The organism is Candidatus Shapirobacteria bacterium (assembly GCA_041659325.1).
Lineage (GTDB): Bacteria > Patescibacteriota > Microgenomatia > UBA12405 > UBA12405 > JBAZYN01.
The window spans coordinates 85,636-105,047 of record JBAZYN010000001.1; the positions used below are offsets into that span (position 1 = coordinate 85,636).

A 19,412-nucleotide genomic window follows, 5' to 3' on the forward strand; every position below is an offset into this window, starting at 1 on the left:
TTGAACCGATGCTACAATTTATCAGTGGATAAAATTAAGACTAATTTTCAGACCGAATACGATCGTCTGAATCCCGAGCAGAAAACCGCCGTCGATACCATTGAAGGGCCGGTCATGGTTATTGCCGGCGCCGGCACCGGCAAAACTCAAACTATTGCCCTCCGCATCGGCAACATTCTCCAAAAAACCCAAACCCCGCCTTCTTCGATTTTATGTTTAACTTTCACCGAATCGGCCGCTATAAATATGCGGCAACGATTGATTGCCTTAATCGGCGCTTCGGCATACAGTATCCGCGTTTCCACCTTCCACTCCTTTTGCAATTCGGTCATCAGGGAACATCCGGAACGCTTTTTATTTTCCAAAAAAGAATCCACCTCTCTTGATGATGTCAAGCGGATTCAAATTATCCGTACCCTTATAGATCAGCTCCCCGCCGGAAGCGCTCTCACTAGTTTCAATGCTCCATATTACTGGCAGCGCGATATTATTTCCTCCCTTCAGGATCTCAAAAAAGAAAACGTTACCCCGGAAAATTTTTCAGAATTGATCAAATACGCCGCAGATTTTGTTTCAAATTCAAATGGTGCCTACGATCAACTTTCAAAAATCAGAGCCACCGAAAAAGCCTCCGGCGAGTTGGCGGGTATAGTCGAGAAACTGGCAGAAAATGTCCACATTCATCCTCTCTACCAAAGCCGGGTTAATTTATATCTGACCCTCTTTAAGCAAGGGGACACCTCTCTCTCCGATCTCAAAAAGAATATTCGTGATTTGATAGAAAAAACCAAAAATAACTTACCCAGACTCAACGATCTTTTAACTATTTACCGCGGTTATCAACAGGCCCTCCTCGACCAGAATCTTTTCGACTACGACGACATGATTCTCTGGGTTTTAGCCGCTTTCAGAAACAATCAGGAATTATTGGCCGAATATCAGGAAAAATATCAATACCTTTTAGTCGATGAATTTCAGGACACAAATTCATCTCAATTTGAGATTTTAAATCTGTTAAGCAGCCACCAATCAGAACCAAATTTATTTGTCGTCGGTGACGACGATCAGTCCATCTACCGTTTCCAGGGTGCTTCGGTTGAAAACATCTATAATTTTTATCAAAGATATCAGGCCGGTATTAGAGTCATTGTATTAAAAAACAATTACCGTAGTCACAAACTGATACTGGAATCATCCGATTGTGTTATAAAAAACAATTTAGTTCGCATCACTCAATATATAAAAAACTTAGACAAGTCCCTCGTCTCCACAAAAACATTCGATCCCGACCCGATCAATTTGGGAATTTATACCAGCCCCGAAGACGAAGTTATAAATGTAGTCCAAAAGATCAAATCACTTATCGGTGATGGGGTAAGTCCAAAAGAAATTGCCGTACTTTTTCGTAACAACGCCGATATTCAGGATTTTTTGCCGGCTTTTGACCAACAAGGTGTAAAGTACCTTCTTTCAGATAACATAGATATTTTAAAAAGTAGGGAAATTCAGCAGTTGATTGATCTCATGAAGTTTATTGTCAATCCCCACGACGATCACACTCTTGGTCAAATTTTATCCTTTAACTTTTTGAAAATCGACCCCTTTGATCTTTACCGCTTATACCACTACACTGGCAGACACGATCTGTCCGTCTCCGAATTTATACTCGACAAAAACAATCTCTTGTCGCTTAAGATAAAGCCTTATACCATCCGTCAACTCAGAAATTTCGTTATTCGGGTTGCCAAAACCAGGCAGAAATCCGGCAATCTGCCTCTCGACCACCTATTTAACGAAATTATCCGTCGTTTCCGTCTTTTAAAATACATTCTCGATCAACGTCGTGTTGACTTGCTTAAGCAGTTAAACGTCCTTTTTAGTTTAATAAAATCCCGTCTTCAAAATGAGTCCACTTATACTCTTGAACAATTCGTTGAAGAGCTTGATCTGCTGAGAGAAAACCAGATAAATCTTAATTCCCAGCCGCTTCTGGTCGACATCGATAAAAGTGTCCGTTTAATGACTGTTCACAAAGCCAAGGGGCTGGAGTTTGAACATGTATTTCTTGTGAAAGTAGTAAGTGGTAAATGGGACAGTTCTTCCTCCCGAAATTTAATTAAATTACCCCTTGGAATAGTCAAGACTGATATTACCCAAGTTACCGGTGACCAAGATCTCGAAGAAGACCGTCGTCTTTTTTATGTTGCTCTCACCCGGGCTAAAAAACAAATTTACATCAGCCTTTCCCGGCGCACCGAAACCGGTCGTGAGCAGCTGCCATCAGTGTTTGTCAGCGAAATCAACCCCTCTCTTTTAGAAAAATTTGAAAGCACCGCCGAGAGTGAAGCTCATAGTCTTCGCTCTCAATATTCAGTATCTTTTCCCAAGCTTAAGTCAATTAATCTCTCTGATTATCTAAGAAATTATCTTTCCACCTCATATCGTTTTAATATCACTCACCTAAACTCTTATCTAAATTGCCCTCTCTGTTTCTTTTTCAAAACAATACTTCGCCTACCTTCTCCCAAAACCAGGAGTCTCTCGATGGGTACTTCCGTCCATGGCAGCCTTGCCTATTTGTTTCAAGTCTACAAAGAAGATAACAGGCTAATCTCCTTGGATAAATTTAAAGAAATTTATAAAAATAATTTGCAAAGAGAACATCTACCGAAAAAGGACCATCGGCAAGTTCTTGCCGCCGGCCTGCAGATTTTAACCGATTATTATAATCATTATCAGACCGAGTTTAACGGCAACTGTTTTACCGAACACGATTTCCGTTTTCATGGTATAAGATTAAACGGTATTCCGATTACCGGAAAAATCGACAAAATTGACATTATCGATAAAAATCACGTTAACGTGGTTGACTTCAAAACCGGTAAACCTGATAATAAATATGGAGAATTGAGCCGTGATGGTGACTATTTCCGCCAACTGGTTTTCTACAAGATCCTCTGCGAAAATTCAGCCACATTTCCATACAAAGTTACCCAAGGCACGATCGACTTTATCGAAAAAACTAAGTCGGGTGAATTTAAACGGGTAACTTTTGAGATAACTTCAGACGATGTTAACAATCTTACTCAGCTTATTGCAGAAACCTATGCCAAAATCGCTGATTTAGAATTTATTCCCTCACGGACGTGTAGGGATCCGGATCATGTCCACTACCTGTTTGACCAGTATTTTTTATAAAGCTCCTCTATTTTTCAAATCAGTTAAAATATAATCATGACCCTTGTCTATGTCCTCTTGAGTTTCGTTATCATCCTGCTTCTATTTTTCATATTTCGGCAAAGAAAAGGTGTTGATTCTGAAAAGATATCAGACGATTTCTTCAACAAATTTAACGAAAAATTCCCAGAAATATTAAACCAGGCCAATAGCAGTCTCATTACACTAGCCGATCAGAAAATCGGCACTGATTTACAAAACAAAAAAACAGCCATAGAAGACTTGGTTAAACGGGTTCTCGAAGAGCTAGTCAGGAGTGGCCAGGAACTAAAAATTGCCGAACAAAATCGTATCGGTACTTTCTCAACCTTATCGCAAAAGCTCGAGGAGCAAAAGGCCTTAACTCAGCAGCTTTCTGCTACCACCGAAGGGTTGAAAAAAGTATTAAGCAATAATCAGCTTCGTGGTGCTTTTGGGGAAAGAATTGCCGAAGACTTGCTCAAAATGACAGGTTTTGTTCGCGGCATTGACTACGAATTCAACAAGGAACAATCGACTACCGGTAGCCGCCCTGATTTTTGTGTATTCTTGCCTGATAGCGCCAAAATCAACGTCGACGCCAAATTCCCGTATAGCAATCTCCAGAAGCTGATCGAAACTGACAATCCGGATCAAAAAGCCGAGTATCTAAAGGCATTTGAAAAAGATGTCCGCGACAAAATCAGACAGGTGACCACCAGAGATTACATAGATCCGGAAAACAAAACGGTTGATTTCGTTATACTTTTTATCCCCAACGAAATGATATTTTCTTTTATATACGACAAAATGCCTAATGTCTGGGAAGAGGCTATGGCCGGAAAAGTAGTTTTTGCCGGCCCTTTTAGTTTTACTGCCATTCTTCGGATGGTGCGGCAAGCTTATGATAATTTTCGCTATCAAAAAAACGTTCAGGTCATCATTACTCAAATAAAACAATTCGAAAAAGAATTTAATAATTTCAATCAGGAATTTGAAAAAATCGGCGAAAGGATAGAATCATTATCAAAACAATACACCACTGTCAGCACCACCCGGACCCATCAGCTGACAAGGATAATCGACAAGATAAGATTAGAAAGTCCCGATCAGGACATCCCCGGTTTACCCTCTTGACACTGATTAGCAGTCGACATATCATGTTGCTAACATATGACCGATTTAACTCAACGTCAAATTAAGATTTTAAAATGTATCGCCGAAGAATTTATCGAGACCGCAACTCCGGTTGGCTCCGAAACACTGGAAAAAAAATATTCGCTTGGAATTTCTTCTGCTACCATCAGAAATGAAATGTCGGCTTTAACCCAACTCGGGTTTCTCAAAAAAAGCCACCTCTCTGCCGGCCGTCACCCCACCTCCATGGGGCTTAAATATTATGTCCGTAACCTCATGACCCCCAAAGGCCTATCCATTAGTGAAGAAGTTGGCGCCAAAGAAAAAGTTTGGGATTATCGAAATGAATTTGAAAGGCTGATCAAGGAAACCACCAAAGAGCTAGCTATCCGTACCAGAGCCATGGCCGTAGCTACTACCGACCAGGGCAGTGTTTACAGTTACGGAGCTTCTAATTTACTGGAAGAACCCGAGTTTTACAATATAGATGTAACTAAAACGGTATTATCTTTGATGGATAATTCGACCTATTGGTTTGACATCGTCAACAAGGGCAGTGGAATATCCGGTTTGGGCTCCGAAGAGGTGATTCATCTTTTAATTGGTGAAGACTTGGGCATGGAATTCCTGGAACCATGCGGTTTTATCTATCAAACATATGAGGCAGGCCCACATCGTGGTATCCTGGGTATTATCGGTCCGGCCAGATTCAAATATCCGACTATCGTTCCGATTGTTGATTTTTTTGCCAATCTGATTTCAACCGTTAGTCGTTAATATTGTAATAACAAATATGACCAAAAAAGGCCTCAAACAAACTAATTCGATGCCGGATGAATCGCAGGATTTAAAGGCAAAAATCACCGAAATAAACGATAAATTAGCCAGATCTTTGGCCGATTATGCCAATCTGGAGAAACGGATCGAATCTCAGCGTCAGCTCTTTTTTACCATGGCCGTCTCCTCGATAATCATCAAAATGGTTGACGTTCTGGACGATCTTTACTTAGCCCAGGATCATCTCAAAGACAGGGGGCTCGAAATTGCCATCAACAAATTTGTTTCAGTCTTAAAATCCGAAGGTTTAGAAGAAGTAAACGCTTGCGGGAAAACATTTAATCCCGAAACTATGGACTGTGTTGATGTGGGTGAAGGAAAGAAAGATTTGGTTCTAGATGTCAGAAAACGCGGTTATACTTTGAATTGTCAAAATATCAGACCGGCGCAGGTTGTTGTCGGCCGTGAACCTGAAATAAAAAATTAAAGAAATTATTGAATTTATTTATTAAATTGCTAAATTATTAAATTATTAAGTTTTTAAATTTTAAAAAAAATTATGTCAAACAAAATCATCGGAATAGATCTCGGTACTACCAACTCCTGCGTTGCTGTTATGGAGGCAGGTACTCCCAAAGTTATCTTAACTTCTGAAGGCAGAAACGTTATTCCCTCAGTTGTTGAGCCAATCAAGAAGTTGGTGGGGGATTTAGCAAAACGTCAGATGGTTCTAAATTCACAAAATACAATTTTTTCTATTAAACGATTAATGGGTCGCCGAATTGATGATCCTGAAGTTGTGAAAACTCAGAAAGTCGCTCCGTTCAAAATTGTTGCCGGTAAAGACAAAATGGCTGCCGTTGAAATCAGTGGGAAAATTTACACTCCCCAGGAAATTTCAGCCATGATTTTACAAAAGGCCAAAGTCGATGCCGAGAAATATTTAGGGGAAAAAGTAACTTCTGCTGTTATCACTGTTCCGGCCTATTTTGATGATTCTCAGCGACAGGCGACAAAACAAGCCGGGGAAATTGCCGGTCTCAAGGTAGAAAGAATTGTCAACGAGCCTACCGCTGCCGCCCTTGCCTATGGCTTTGATAAAAAGAAATCAGGTCTGGTGGCGGTATATGACCTCGGAGGAGGTACTTTCGACATTTCAATTTTGGATATCGGTGAAGGTGTGATCGAAGTAATGGCTACAAACGGAGACACATTCCTTGGTGGTGATGATTTTGATCAAAAAATCATCACTTGGATTATTGATGATTTTCAGAAACAAAATGGTGTCAATTTAAGTAAAGACCCACAAGCTCTTCAAAGAGTTCGGGAAGCCGCCGAAAAAGCCAAAATCGAACTAAGTAATACAGTTGAAACCGATATCAATCTACCATTTATCACCCAAAAAGACGGCAATCCGCTACATTTGACCAAAAAATTAACCAGAGCCGAATTGGAAAAATTAGTCGATGAATTAATCCAGAAAACCATCGGGCCGGTCGAAAAATGTCTCAGTGATGCAAACAAAAAAGCCCAGGAAAAAGGAGGCAAGGTGACCAAGTCCGACATTTCAGAAATCATAATGGTTGGTGGTATGACCCGTATGCCAAAAGTCCTTGAAGTGGTAAAAACATTTTTTGGTAAAGATTTAAATACAACCGTAAATCCGGACGAAGTCGTAGCCATCGGCGCTGCTGTTCAGGGAGCCGTTCTCACCGGGGAAGTAAAAGATATTGTTCTTCTGGATGTTACCCCTCTTACATTTGGGATTGAAACTGCCGGTGGTGTCAAAACCCCGTTAATCGAAAGAAACACTACCGTTCCGACCAAAAAATCACAAATATTTACCACCTATTCCGACAACCAACCTCAGGTAGAAATCAATGTCTTGCAGGGTGAACGGCCGATGGCCGACGACAACAAGTCACTTGGTCGCTTTATTCTCGACGGTATCGCCCCGGCTCCACGCGGCATGCCTCAAATCGAGGTTACCTTTGACATCGACAGCAATGGTATTTTAAGCGTTAGCGCCAAAGATAAGGGGACAGGAAAAGAACAAAAAATTACCATCCAAAATGCTACCAATCTTTCAAAAGAAGAAGTCGAAAAAATGAAAACCGACGCCGAAGCTCACGCTCGTGAAGATGAGGATAAGAGGCTTTTAGCTGAATCCAGGAATCGTCTTGACGGCACAATTTTCTCGGCGGAAAAATCGCTAAAAGATTTTGGAGACAAAGTAAAAGCCGAAGACAGGTCAAAAATCGAAGAAAAGATCAAATCCTCCAAAGAGATTTTATCAAAAGCCGACGCCAAGAAAGATGACTTCGACAAAGCTTCAGAAGAGTTAAGCCAGATTTTACAAACTATCGGCGCTGCAGCATATCAGCAACAACCGGAGCAACCAAGTTCGGAGTCAAAAAAACCGGATGAAGCAGAAAAAACCGAACCACCCAGAGACGCCGAAGAAGGGGAAATTGTAAAATAAAAAGCAATGAAACGTGATTTTTATGAAGTGTTGGGTGTTTCTAAAACCGCCAGTAAAGATGAGATCAAAAGTGCCTATCGCAAGATGGCCTTAAAGTTTCACCCGGATCGAAACAAAGAGCCCGATGCTGAAGAAAAGTTTAAAGAAATCAACGAAGCTTACGAGGTTCTTAGTAATGACCAAAAAAAATCAGGTTACGACCAGTATGGTCATTCGGCTTTTGATCCGGGATCGGCTGGTCCTTTTGGCGGTCATACCTACACCTCCCAAAACGGTCCTTTTAATTTCACCTGGACAGGTTCCGGAAATCAGACTAGTGGCGCGGATTTTGATTTTGGTGGATTTAGCAATCCCTTTGATATTTTTGAACAATTTTTTGGTAGTGCTTATTCACAAAATCGTGGTCCAAGGCTTGAAACATACAAAATTCAACTCTCTTTTTTAGAGGCCGCCAACGGTTGCCAGAAAGAAATAAATATCGGGGGCCTTAGAAAATCAATAAAAATCCCGGCCGGAGTTGACGATGGCCAGAAAATAAGGTTTAGCGATTTTATTCTCTATATCGACGTTCTCCCGGATAAAGTATTTAGACGAGAGGGAAACAACGTTTTTGTGAGCATAAATATCACCTTCACTCAGGCAACTTTGGGCGACGAAATTATGGTTCCCACTCTAAATGATCCGGTCAAAATCAGGGTAAAACCCGGCACTCAGCCAAATACCCTGGTTAGAATCCGAGGTAAGGGAATAAAAGATGTAAATGGTTATGGCCAAGGGGATTTATACTTACAGCTAGTCGTCGAGGTTCCCACCAAGTTGTCCCCGGGACAGAAACAACAAATTCGCGACTTAGGATTATAGCGGCTTCATCTGGTATAATACCCCCATATATGGACCTAAAAAGACTACCAAAAACTGAATTTGCTGCCGCCGTCGCCCAAATAGCCGGTGAAAGAAATATTGATGTTCAGTCAATTCTGGACTCCATCGAACTGGGATTAGTATTTGCCTATAAAAGAGACCAAAAAGAACATGGCATTATTATCCCCGAAGAAGATGTTTTTGAGGTAGAACTTTCTCCCGAAAACGGGTCCTTTTCTATTCTGAAAATTGATGGCAAGAAAAAAATCAACGTTACCCCTCCCGGCTTTGGTCGTATAGCTGCCCAAACGGCCAAACAAGTTATTGATCAAAAAATTCACGAAGCAGAAAAAGATACCCTGATTCTCGAATATGAAAAAAGAATCGGCAATCTTATCCCGGGCACCATTCTAAAAATAGACCCTTACAAGATAGCGGTTGGTATTGGTAAAACCGAAGGTGTTTGTCCCAAAGACGAGCAGGTAAGAAACGAAGAAATGATCCTGGGATCCAAAAAGCTTTTCTTTCTTAAAACCATTATCCGAGATGAATCAGGGCGAAGCGACATTATTTTGTCCCGTCGTGACCCAGGTTTCATTAAACAGCTTTTCGCCCGGGAAGTTCCGGAAGTGGGCAACAAGACTGTCATAATCGAAAGAATCGCCAGAACTGCCGGTGAGAGAACCAAAATCGCCGTCTCTTCAACCCAACCCGGCATTGATCCCGTTGGTTCATGCATCGGTCAAAACGGATCACGGATTCAATCGGTTTTAGGCGAACTTTCATCCAAAGAAAAAGTCGATGTAATTCCGTTCTCTAAAAATCTTAATCAATTCATCATTCAGGCGTTATCGCCAGCTCAAAATGTCAAAGTATTATCCGTTAAAGACAAAATTGCCGTTGTATCAGTTCCCGAAAACCAACTTGCTCTCGCCATAGGCTCCGGAGGTGAAAACGTTCACCTAGCCGGCCAGTTAGTCGAGTTGGAAATTAAAGTAACTCAAAGCGACAATCAGTCTACGGAAAAGGAGTAATTTCCCATGGACAAAAACCACAGCCCTTTCCGACCGCCGATTGTGGTGGTTATGGGTCATATCGACCATGGCAAAACCAGTCTATTAGATAAAATTAGGTCCACCAAAGTTTTCGAAAAAGAGGTTGGTGGAATTACCCAACATATTGGCGCCTATCAGGTATCTATTGGCCAAAAAGGAAATCAGCCTAATCAAATTACCTTTATTGATACGCCCGGACATGCGGCATTTATCAATATGCGTGCCCGTGGTGCCCAAATTACCGACTTAGTCGTTTTAGTAATCGCTGCCACAGAAGGGGTAAAGATTCAAACCAAAGAATGTCTTTCTCTCATTCAAAAAGCCAACCTCCCGTTTATTGTCGCCATGAACAAAATGGACCTCCCGGGAGCCAACCCGGACATGCTCAAGGGTCAACTTGTCGAATTGGGTTTTACCCCCGAAGAGTACGGTGGCGATATCATGTGCATTCCGGTTTCTGCCAAATCCGGACAGGGGATTGATAAATTGTTGGAAATGATTTTACTCCAGGCAGAATTAATGGAGTTAAAAAATGAACCTGATTCACAGCTCGAAGCAGTGATAATCGAATCCAGACTTGACAAAAGTCGTGGTCCTGTTGCCTCCACCATCGTTCGAAAAGGCACCCTAACTGTGGGAGATGTCATCTATGCCCAGGAAACACCCTGCAAAGTCAAAGCCATGATAAATTACCTCGGTGAAAATATAAAAACCGCCTATCCCAGCACGCCGATTGAAATCCTGGGTTTTGAAAAAACACCCCAGGTTGGGTCTATCATCACCGCCAATCCGGTCACCTCTACAAAAATTAATTTTCGCAAACCGGACGTACAAACATCCTCCGACCTTACCTCCCAAAAGGTGCTGCGGCTGCCCATTATTGTAAAAGCCGATGTTGAAGGGAGTCTGGAGGCCCTTCTTGATAGCTTTTCCGACGATGTGGAAGTGTTATTTTCTGGTGTTGGAGCCATATCAGACAACGATATTTTTTTGGCGCAAGCTTCAGGTGCTCAGGTGTTTGCATTTAACGTTTCTACCCCAAAGTTCATAAAAAACCTAGCCGAAAACCAAAAGGTAAAAATCCACGAATCAAAAATAATTTACGAAATTATTGAAGAAATCCAATCTCAGGTGTTAAAGCTTCTCGAACCGACCATAGACGAGACAATAACTGGTGAAGGTCTAATAAGAGCCGAGTTTAAAATTGAAAAAGTCAGGATAGCCGGAATGCAGTGTACCAAAGGAGAAATTAAAAAAGGTGACTTAATCCATCTAAAACGAGATGGTGAAATTATCAAAGATACCAAAGTCGAGGGATTACACCAGGGTAAGTTAGTAGTTGAAAAAGTGAAAGCCGGAAGCGATTGTGGCATCACCTTTAAGCCTTATGTTGATTTTAAATTAAATGATGTTATAATATCCTATAACAAGTAAACAGCAGGTTAAATGCTGATCTATTTGAAAGCAGGTCAAATATGAAAAACTATAATGTCTCATATATTAAAGATCTTCTAAACTCGGCCAAGACAGCTTTGATTGTTGTCCCTCAAATCAGTGTTGACAGCGTCGGTTCGGCACTGGCTTTAGCCATAGCCTTAAAACAGAAAAATATCACCACAAAGGTTTATTCACCTCAAAAGACCGACAATAACTATTCTAAATTAAGTGGTCTGGAACTTTTAACCGACACATTTAGCTCAAGTGATCTGGTCGTTTCTCTTGATTATCCTTTAGACCAGATAGAACAGGTCTCTTACAACGACGATGGTGGTAGACTTAATTTAGTCGTCAAGACCAAAGCGAATTCCCCAAAAGTCGAAAACGACAAAATTATTGTCAACAATCAATCGACCGCGGCCGATATCTGCTTTATGCTCGGAGACGAAACTCTGCTTGGACCAAACACTAGCATTACCAACAAAGGTAATTGGGTTTTTATATCTCCATCAAACATTGCCAAAAGTTGGGCCAAAGCTAGTTTGATAGACCCTGATGCCCCATTTTCAGAAATTTTCACTTTCTTATTGCCGATGTTAGACCTTGCCCTGGATCAGGATTCGGGCAAAAACCTATTAATAGGTCTACGAGTTGCCACTCAGTCATTTTCTGTCAACGTTTCCCCCGAAACTTTTGAAGCCGGTGCAATTTGTTTAAGAGCTACTCAGCCGGTTAGCAACGGCCCTAATCCTATCGTTAATCCTACTCCGATTGAATCAGTCGAATCAAAACCTAATCAGTTTCAATCAAACCAACCCTCCACAGTTCCTACGGTATAAACTTGTGTTATAATAACCCCGTAACTATAAGATCGGTTCTTGGGTAGCCATTCCCGGGATATATTTATTTACCGAATATAGCGAAATTTTTATGGCATTAAGTGCAGAAGAAAAAAAAGATATTATAACTAAATTTTCTCAGGGAAAAGGAGATACCGGCTCACCGGAAATCCAAATTGCCATTCTAACTAAAGAGGTAGAAAAACTCCAATCCCATCTCACCGATAATAAACATGACTCTCCTGCCAAGCGCGGAATTTTGAGTAAAATCGCCAAACGTAGAAGGATGCTCCGATATCTATCTGAACATAACCCCGACAGATATACCAAAATTACAAAAGAGTTGGGTCTAAAAAAATAATCCGTCTTTCCTGTATTCCGGGCATTCGGTTTTAATCTATAATAAATATATATAATTTTATTGAACATGCAAAAAAATATCCAAGAAATCACCATTGGTGACAAAGTTATTACTTTAGAAACAGGCGTATTAGCCCCTCAAACCAATGCTTCAGTTTTAGCCACCTTTGACAAAACCGTTGTCTTAGCTACGGTTGTAATGGGCAAGGAAGATCTGTCAAAAGATTATTTCCCTCTATCGGTAGAATTTTCCGACAAACTATATGCCGGTGGTTTGATTAAAGGAGGAAAGTGGATAAAAAGAGAGATGGGTCCATCGGATTCAGCTATACTTTTTGGTCGTATTATCGATCGCTCGGTCAGACCACTATTTCCTGTAGGTTTCCAAAATGAAGTTCAAATTATTGTTACCATTTTAAGCAACGACAAGGAAAATGACGTCGTCATCACTGCCTTTACCGCTGTTTCTGCTGCTTTGGCCATTTCCGATATTCCCTTCAAATCAGCAGTTTCAGCCGTCAGAATCGGACTAATCGACGGAAAGTTGTCGGTAATGCCCCCGATTAGTGAAATGATCAAATCAAAAATGGACCTCCTGGTCTGTACTGGTCCATCGGGCATTAATATGATAGAAAATGCCACTGATATCGTCGACAACGAAATTGTCTTATCAGGGATAGAATTAGCCCAAAAAACCTCAGAAAATATTAACCGGGCGATCAATGAATTTGCTTCCAAATGTGGCAAGAAAAAAATTGAATTTGTTTCTGCTTTACCATCAGATGTATTACTGTCCGAGGTAGAAAGATTGATCCAAAAAGATATTGCCGAATTTCTTGCAAGCGGTGCCGATGGAAAACATACTCACGACGAGGAAATAATTATCGAAAAGGTCAAACTCGCTTATGCCGAAAGAATCAAGTCTGAGGAAGTTACGGAAACAATGGTTATTTCTGCGTCCAATATTCTTATCCGAAAATACTTTAGGCAAGCCACTTTGGCCGGCCAAAGGTATGACAAAAGAAAAATGGATGAAGTTCGCCCGTTAGAAATTCAAGCGGGTGTTTTGCCCTGTACCCACGGGTCTGCTCTTTTCCAAAGGGGATTAACCCAGGCGCTGACTATCACTACCCTTGGTCCCCTGACCGACCGACAATACCTTCAGGACTCATCGGGTGAAACCACCAAAAGATACATTCATTACTATTCGGCCGGCCCTTACTCCACTGGCCAAACCGGTAGACTCGGTCGTCCCGGCAGAAGAGAAATCGGTCATGGAGCCTTAGCCGAAAAAGCCTTAATGCCTGTTATCCCGTCCGAAGAAGAATTTCCATATACAATTGCCCTGACTTCCGAGGTCCTATCCCAAAATGGTTCTTCTTCTATGGCTTCTACCTGTGGCTCTACTATGAGCTTAATGGACGCCGGAGTTCCCATAAAAGATCTGGTTGCCGGAATTTCGGTCGGAATGGTTTCAGACGATAGTGGGAAATATGTCCTCCTTACCGATATTGCCGGGGTAGAAGACCACAATGGCGACATGGATTTCAAAATCACCGGAACCAAAACCGGAATTACCGCTATTCAGCTCGATATCAAAAGTGAAGGTTTGACCATGGAAATGATCAAGGAAACTTTTGTTGCCAGTACCAAGGCCAGGCTCCAAATTTTAGCCAAAATGGAATCGGTCCTGTCAGCCCCCCGAAAATCGCTCTCTGTTTTTGCTCCCAAAATCAAACTGATTAAACTTCCCGAAGATAAAATCGGTGAAGTTATCGGTAGCGGTGGGAAAACTATCAAGAGCCTAATGGCAAAATACGGAGTTCAGATCGACATTGATGATTTCGGCGGTGCCTCAATTTCTTCTGCCGATTCCAAAAAGGTCGACGAGGCTGTATACGAAATCGAGTCAATGGTTAGGGATGTTCAAATGGGGGAAGAATTTGACGGTGTTGTTACCAGAGTTGAAAATTACGGTGCCTTTGTGGAGTTTTTACCGGGTCGAGAAGCCCTGCTTCATGTTTCCGAAATGACTGGCGGGTTTTTATCCGACCCATCATCGATTATAAAAATTGGCGACAAATTACACGTTAGAGTGTCAGGATACAACGACAACCATCAGCTGAAACTTTCTGCCCCAGAATTTAAACAAGCCCATATGGGCGACGGCTCATCCGAAAGACCTCAGAGACCGGCCTTTGATCAAAATCGCGGATTTGGCAAGTTTAATCAGGGTTTTCGGCCCACCGACCGTCGTCGCTGATGTATACTGATATTTGATGGATCAAGAAAATCTCTCTTCGCAGGAAGCCATAACTAAACTGATTGAAAAAACTCAATCAGTCAGTCTTCCCGATGGGTTAAAAGAAAATTTATCTGATCTTTTTAATCAGCTAAAAATCAATTCACGATCAGAAGAAACTTTTTGGCAGTTTTATCAAAACGCCTCCAAGTATGTTGATTGGATCATCAGGCTGCCCTGGGAAACATCAAGCCAGGATATCTTGGATCTTGACTATGCCAAGGAAAAGCTCGATGCCGGTCACTTCGGCCTTGATTCGGTCAAAGAAAGAATTATCGAATATGTTTCCGTTCTGGCACTTCAAAAACACCGTACTCCCAACGAAAAACTCCGGGCTCCGATTTTGCTTTTCCAAGGCTTAGTCGGTACCGGAAAAACCACTATGGCCACCTCCATTTCCGAAGTCCTGGGTCGACATCTGATCCGTATTCCTTTTGGTGGACTTGGGGATCCCCTGTATTTACGCGGACAATCCCGAGTTTATTCCGAAGCCGAGCCGGGAGCAATTATTCGCGGATTAGCTGAAGCAAAAACCAACAATCCGGTGATTTTGTTGGATGAAATTGACCGGGCTTCAGACGATGCCCTCAATACCATAATGGGTGTTTTGGTAGAGTTACTGGATCCCGAACAAAACTCCCGCTTTACTGACCACTATATTGATTACCCCTTCGATCTGTCTCAGGCATTTTTTGTCGCTACCTGCAACAATACCTCCCGGATCGCCACCGCTGTATTGGACCGTCTTGAAGTGATTCAGATGCCCTCTTACACCGATGAAGAGAAAATTGCCATTGGTAGAGATTATTTATTCCCCAAAGCTTTAAAGGAATCCGGATTAACCGGTAATGAGTTAACTATTTCGCAGGATGTTTGGCTTCAGATTGTTCGACCCCTTGGCTTTGACGCCGGTGTCAGAACTCTAAAGAGGAACATAGAAGGTTTATGCCGCAAATCGGCAAAATTAATTTTTGAGGGTCGGACCAGACAGGTTGTGGTTGATGTTTCAAACATCAAACAATTTGTCCCTCAGTGGTAAAGAAAAATGACAGAAACTAATCACCTAAAAATTGATAGTCTCAGCTATATAAAACCATCGTTTGTTTTATCATTGATAATCTTGTCACTTGCCTTTGTAATATTACTAATCACCCTTAGCAATTCAATCCCCAGGATAAATCCATAGCTTATGCCGGCTTCTAATCTTCAAAAGCTTCAATACCTCAACAAGCTTATTTCCGAATGTACCAAATGTCCCCTGATTAAAACTGCAACCAATCACGTTCCCGGCTCCGGAAATCCTGAAGCAGAAATTATGATTATCGGCGAAGCCCCGGGTTTTTTTGAAGATCAAAAAGGATTGCCTTTTGTTGGTAATTCAGGAAAACTGTTGGACAAATTATTATTATCAATCAAACTCCTCAGGTCGGAAGTATTTATTGCCAATATTCTAAAACACCGCCCTCCGGAAAACAGGCCGCCGCTGCCCGAAGAAATAAAAGTGTGCACGCCTTATCTAAAGGCACAAATACAAATTATCAAACCAAAAATTATTATTACTCTGGGTCGATTTGCCATGAATTATTTTTTTCCTCTAGAATCTATTTCCAGAGTCCGTGGCCAAGTCAAAAAAATCAAATGGCAGGGGCTTGATCTCACCATCATTCCTGTCTATCATCCTTCCGCTGGCCTTCGCAATGGTGCCATGCTCGAGGCGCTGCAAACTGATTTTAAATCTATAGGTAAATTTTTAGGTAAAACAAATTAAAAAATATATGGAAAAAAATAAAGTTTATACACAACGTCCCCAGTCTACTTTTAGCAAAGCTCAAAGTCAGGTTAGGGAATTTAAAAAAAATTATGATTCGGTCAGAATCTGTTCACTTGGAGGTTTCGGAGATGTTACTTCCAACATGTTCGTTTACGAATTTATTCCAAATGGCGACTTTTCAAAAAGCCAAATTATTATCGTTGATTGTGGAGTTGGTTTTCCGGAAGAAGACACCTTTGGAGTAGATCTACAGATCCCCGATACTCACTATCTCCAGGACAAAAAAGATCGTATATTGGGAATTTTTATCACCCATGGCCACGAAGATCATATCGGAGCTATCAGGTTTATTCTAAATATTCTAGGGCAGCAAATTCCGATTTTTGCTCCGAAGTTAGCCGCCTCGTTTATTGAGGCCAAGCTATCAGAGGTTAGTATTCGGGCAAATATTCAAATCTATGACAATATCCACCCGATTACCCGCGGTCCGTTTACCGTCGATCCGATTAGGGTAACTCATTCCATCCCCGACACTTTCCACCTTGCAATACAAACTCCAATCGGGATTTTCTATCACGGTTCTGATTTCAAGTTTGATCTATTCCCTTTAGACAACAAACCCTCCGATTTAAGGCATATCGCCCGAGTTGGGGAAAAAGGTGTACTGTGTTTATTATCAGACTGTTTGGGCTCCGACCACGAAGGATTTTCTCCCTCAGAATCATCTATTGCCGAAAATTTCAAAAGAGAAATAACAAACGCCAAAGGCCGGGTCTTTGTCACCTCGATTTCCAGTAACATTATTCGTTGGAGCCAGGCGATTGAATACGCCAAAGGCGTTGGCAGAAAAATATGTATCGTCGGAATGTCAGTCGACAAAGCCATAAATATTGCCAAGGATTTAGGTTATATAAAACTACTCGATTCGGATATTATCCAAGTTGACCGGGTAAAAAACTTTGCCGACAACAAACTAATCTATCTGGTTGCCGGTTTTGCCGGCCAACCTGAATCGGCGTTAAGCAAAATGATTATGGGTAAGCATCGGGTAAAAATCAAATCCGGCGATAAAGTAATTTTTTCGTCTCCTGATTATATCCCCGGTACGACTTCAAACATAAACAATATGATTGATACTCTCTCAAAACTAGGGGCCGAGGTCACCTATGGCGAAAAAGAGGAGCTGCACGTTTCCGGTCATGCCTATCAAAAAGAACATGCCCTGCTGATTGACCTTGTTAATCCGAAATATCTCCTGCCTATTGGCGGTAATTACCGGCATATAAAAAGTTACCACACGATGGCTAAAAAACTTGGATATACCGATGACCAACTTGTGAACCCCGATTTTGATTCAGCAGTAACTTTTAACGGCAACCGTGGCTTTGATACAAATTACCATCTGGCCCTGAGAAAAGTTTTAATAGATGGGTTTGGTATTGGTGATGTGGGAGTAACGGTCTTACGGGACAGAAAACTTCTGGCCGAAGACGGTATGTTTACCGTTGTGATGCTTGTCAATCTGGTTTCGGGCGAGATGTTAAAAGAACCGGTTATTCTAAGTCGAGGCTTTGTCTTTATGAAAGAAAATACCGATCTTATAAACTATTTAAAACAGGAAGTGATCAACCACTTTAAACAAGTTACCAGTAAACCGGCCAATTTCGAGTATATCCGCGAACAAATCCAGGGCCATATCGAGCAGGTAATCTATGACAAAACCGGCCGTCAACCTATGGTTCTACCGCTAGTGATTGAAGTATAATACCTTCATGAAAAAACTTCTTAAAGACCGTAATATTGATCTCTCCGAGTGGTACAACGATGTTGTACTAAAGGCTGAATTGGCAGATTACGCTCCGGTCAAAGGCTGTATGATCATCCGGCCTTATGGCTATGCTCTTTGGGAAGCGATCCAAAATTTTATGGATCCGATTATTAAAGAAAGGGGGGTCAAAAACGCTTACTTTCCTCTTTTTATTCCCATGCATTTTTTACAAAAGGAAAAAGAGCATGTTGCCGGTTTCGCCCCTGAATTGGCCGTAGTTACTATTGGTGGCGGCGAGAAATTAAATGAAGAACTAGCCGTTCGCCCCACTTCCGAAACTATCATGTACGAGATGTATCGCAAGTGGACCACCTCTTGGCGCGACTTACCCATTTTAATCAACCAGTGGTGCAATGTTGTTCGCTGGGAAAAAAGAACTTATCTTTTCTTGCGCACCTCTGAATTCTTATGGCAAGAAGGCCACTGCGCTCACCTTACTCACGAAGAAAGTAACGAAACCGTATTTTGGGCTCTTGATATGTACGAAAAAACCTACAATCAACTTTTAGCTATGTATGGTATCAAAGGTGTAAAAAGTGACTCAGAGAAATTTGCCGGTGCCGGTAAGACGTATTCTTTTGAATGTCTCATGCCCAACGGTAAAGCTCTTCAAGCTTGCACTTCTCACGATTTGGGACAAAATTTCTCCAAATCTTTTGAATGGACTATTCAAGACCAAAATAAAAATAAAGTTTACCCTTGGCAAAATTCTTGGGGATTTTCCACCCGCTCTATCGGTGGTCTTATCATGGCTCATGGTGATGACAATGGTTTAATTTTGCCTCCAAACGTTGCACCGACCCAGGTTGTTATCATTCCTATTCCCGGTCACGAAAAAGCACTGGTTTTAGCGCAGGATTTATATTCTAAACTAAAAAATATTTATCGTTGCCATTTGGACCTGGTTGACGACGAATCTGCTGGTTTTAAATTCAATAAATGGGAACTAAAAGGTGTTCCGTTACGTATTGAAGTCGGCGATCGTGATGTTGCCAGTAATTCCGTAATTATTCATCAACGTGACACCGGTGAAAAATTGACGGTTTCGGTTGAAGATTTAAGTAAAACAATTTGTGATTTATCAACAATAATTCAGAACAATCTTTTTGAAAAACATCGTAAATTCACCGATGATAATACTTTTGTTGTTGATACATATGATGAACTAAAAAAGGTTATGTCAACCACTCGTGGTTTTATAAAAGCTCACTGGTGCGAAAACCCCGAATGTGAGGCAAAAATAAAAGCTGACACTAAAGCTACAACCCGTTGTCTTCCTCTTGATGCACAGACAGAAGCGGGCAAATGTATCTTTTGCGGTAAACCTTCGACACATCGCTGGTTATTTGCCCAGTCGTACTGAGTTAA

Annotated in this window: 15 protein-coding genes; all 15 read left to right on the top strand. The window is 41.4% G+C overall.

The window, feature by feature from the left end; genetic code table 11:
• Nucleotides 1–24 precede the first annotated feature (24 nt).
• The 15 genes from WC841_00465 to proS all read left to right on the top strand — a co-directional run bounded on the left by WC841_00465 (nucleotide 25) and on the right by proS (nucleotide 19,407).
• The gene (locus WC841_00465; protein ID MFA5827822.1) at nucleotides 25–3,198 is read left to right on the top strand and encodes an ATP-dependent DNA helicase; all 3,174 of its coding nucleotides are present in this window, start codon (nucleotides 25–27) and stop codon (nucleotides 3,196–3,198) included.
• Between the two features lie 36 nt (nucleotides 3,199–3,234).
• The gene (locus tag WC841_00470; GenBank protein ID MFA5827823.1) at nucleotides 3,235–4,332 is read left to right on the top strand and encodes a DNA recombination protein RmuC; all 1,098 of its coding nucleotides are present in this window, start codon (nucleotides 3,235–3,237) and stop codon (nucleotides 4,330–4,332) included.
• A 36-nt stretch (nucleotides 4,333–4,368) separates the two neighbouring features.
• On the top strand, nucleotides 4,369–5,109 hold the full coding sequence (locus WC841_00475; GenBank protein ID MFA5827824.1) for a hypothetical protein: 741 nt from the start codon (nucleotides 4,369–4,371) through the stop codon (nucleotides 5,107–5,109).
• A 16-nt stretch (nucleotides 5,110–5,125) separates the two neighbouring features.
• A complete protein-coding gene (gene grpE / locus WC841_00480) occupies nucleotides 5,126–5,596 on the top strand; it encodes a nucleotide exchange factor GrpE (GenBank protein MFA5827825.1) in 471 nt (156 codons plus the stop codon).
• 72 nt (nucleotides 5,597–5,668) lie between these two features.
• Complete coding sequence (dnaK, locus tag WC841_00485) at nucleotides 5,669–7,591, top strand: molecular chaperone DnaK (protein MFA5827826.1); 1,923 nt, start codon at nucleotides 5,669–5,671, stop codon at nucleotides 7,589–7,591.
• 6 nt (nucleotides 7,592–7,597) lie between these two features.
• Entirely contained in the window at nucleotides 7,598–8,452 is an 855-nt protein-coding gene (locus WC841_00490) for a DnaJ C-terminal domain-containing protein (protein MFA5827827.1), read from the top strand.
• Between the two features lie 29 nt (nucleotides 8,453–8,481).
• Nucleotides 8,482–9,486 carry a transcription termination factor NusA gene (nusA, locus tag WC841_00495; GenBank protein MFA5827828.1) on the top strand — a complete coding sequence of 335 codons (1,005 nt, stop codon included), beginning with the start codon at nucleotides 8,482–8,484 and terminating at the stop codon, nucleotides 9,484–9,486.
• A gap of 6 nt (nucleotides 9,487–9,492) precedes the next feature.
• On the top strand, nucleotides 9,493–10,941 hold the full coding sequence (gene infB / locus WC841_00500; GenBank protein MFA5827829.1) for a translation initiation factor IF-2: 1,449 nt from the start codon (nucleotides 9,493–9,495) through the stop codon (nucleotides 10,939–10,941).
• A gap of 41 nt (nucleotides 10,942–10,982) precedes the next feature.
• Nucleotides 10,983–11,783, top strand: a complete 801-nt coding sequence (locus WC841_00505) for a hypothetical protein (protein MFA5827830.1) — start codon at nucleotides 10,983–10,985, stop codon at nucleotides 11,781–11,783.
• Between the two features lie 91 nt (nucleotides 11,784–11,874).
• Entirely contained in the window at nucleotides 11,875–12,144 is a 270-nt protein-coding gene (gene rpsO, locus WC841_00510; GenBank protein ID MFA5827831.1) for a 30S ribosomal protein S15, read from the top strand.
• Between the two features lie 66 nt (nucleotides 12,145–12,210).
• The gene (locus WC841_00515; GenBank protein ID MFA5827832.1) at nucleotides 12,211–14,406 is read left to right on the top strand and encodes a polyribonucleotide nucleotidyltransferase; all 2,196 of its coding nucleotides are present in this window, start codon (nucleotides 12,211–12,213) and stop codon (nucleotides 14,404–14,406) included.
• A 16-nt stretch (nucleotides 14,407–14,422) separates the two neighbouring features.
• Nucleotides 14,423–15,484 carry an AAA family ATPase gene (locus tag WC841_00520; protein ID MFA5827833.1) on the top strand — a complete coding sequence of 354 codons (1,062 nt, stop codon included), beginning with the start codon at nucleotides 14,423–14,425 and terminating at the stop codon, nucleotides 15,482–15,484.
• 150 nt (nucleotides 15,485–15,634) lie between these two features.
• A complete protein-coding gene (locus WC841_00525; protein MFA5827834.1) occupies nucleotides 15,635–16,213 on the top strand; it encodes a uracil-DNA glycosylase in 579 nt (192 codons plus the stop codon).
• Nucleotides 16,214–16,220: 7 nt separating this feature from the next.
• On the top strand, nucleotides 16,221–17,981 hold the full coding sequence (locus WC841_00530; protein ID MFA5827835.1) for a ribonuclease J: 1,761 nt from the start codon (nucleotides 16,221–16,223) through the stop codon (nucleotides 17,979–17,981).
• Between the two features lie 7 nt (nucleotides 17,982–17,988).
• Complete coding sequence (gene proS / locus WC841_00535) at nucleotides 17,989–19,407, top strand: proline--tRNA ligase (protein ID MFA5827836.1); 1,419 nt, start codon at nucleotides 17,989–17,991, stop codon at nucleotides 19,405–19,407.
• Nucleotides 19,408–19,412 lie beyond the last annotated feature (5 nt).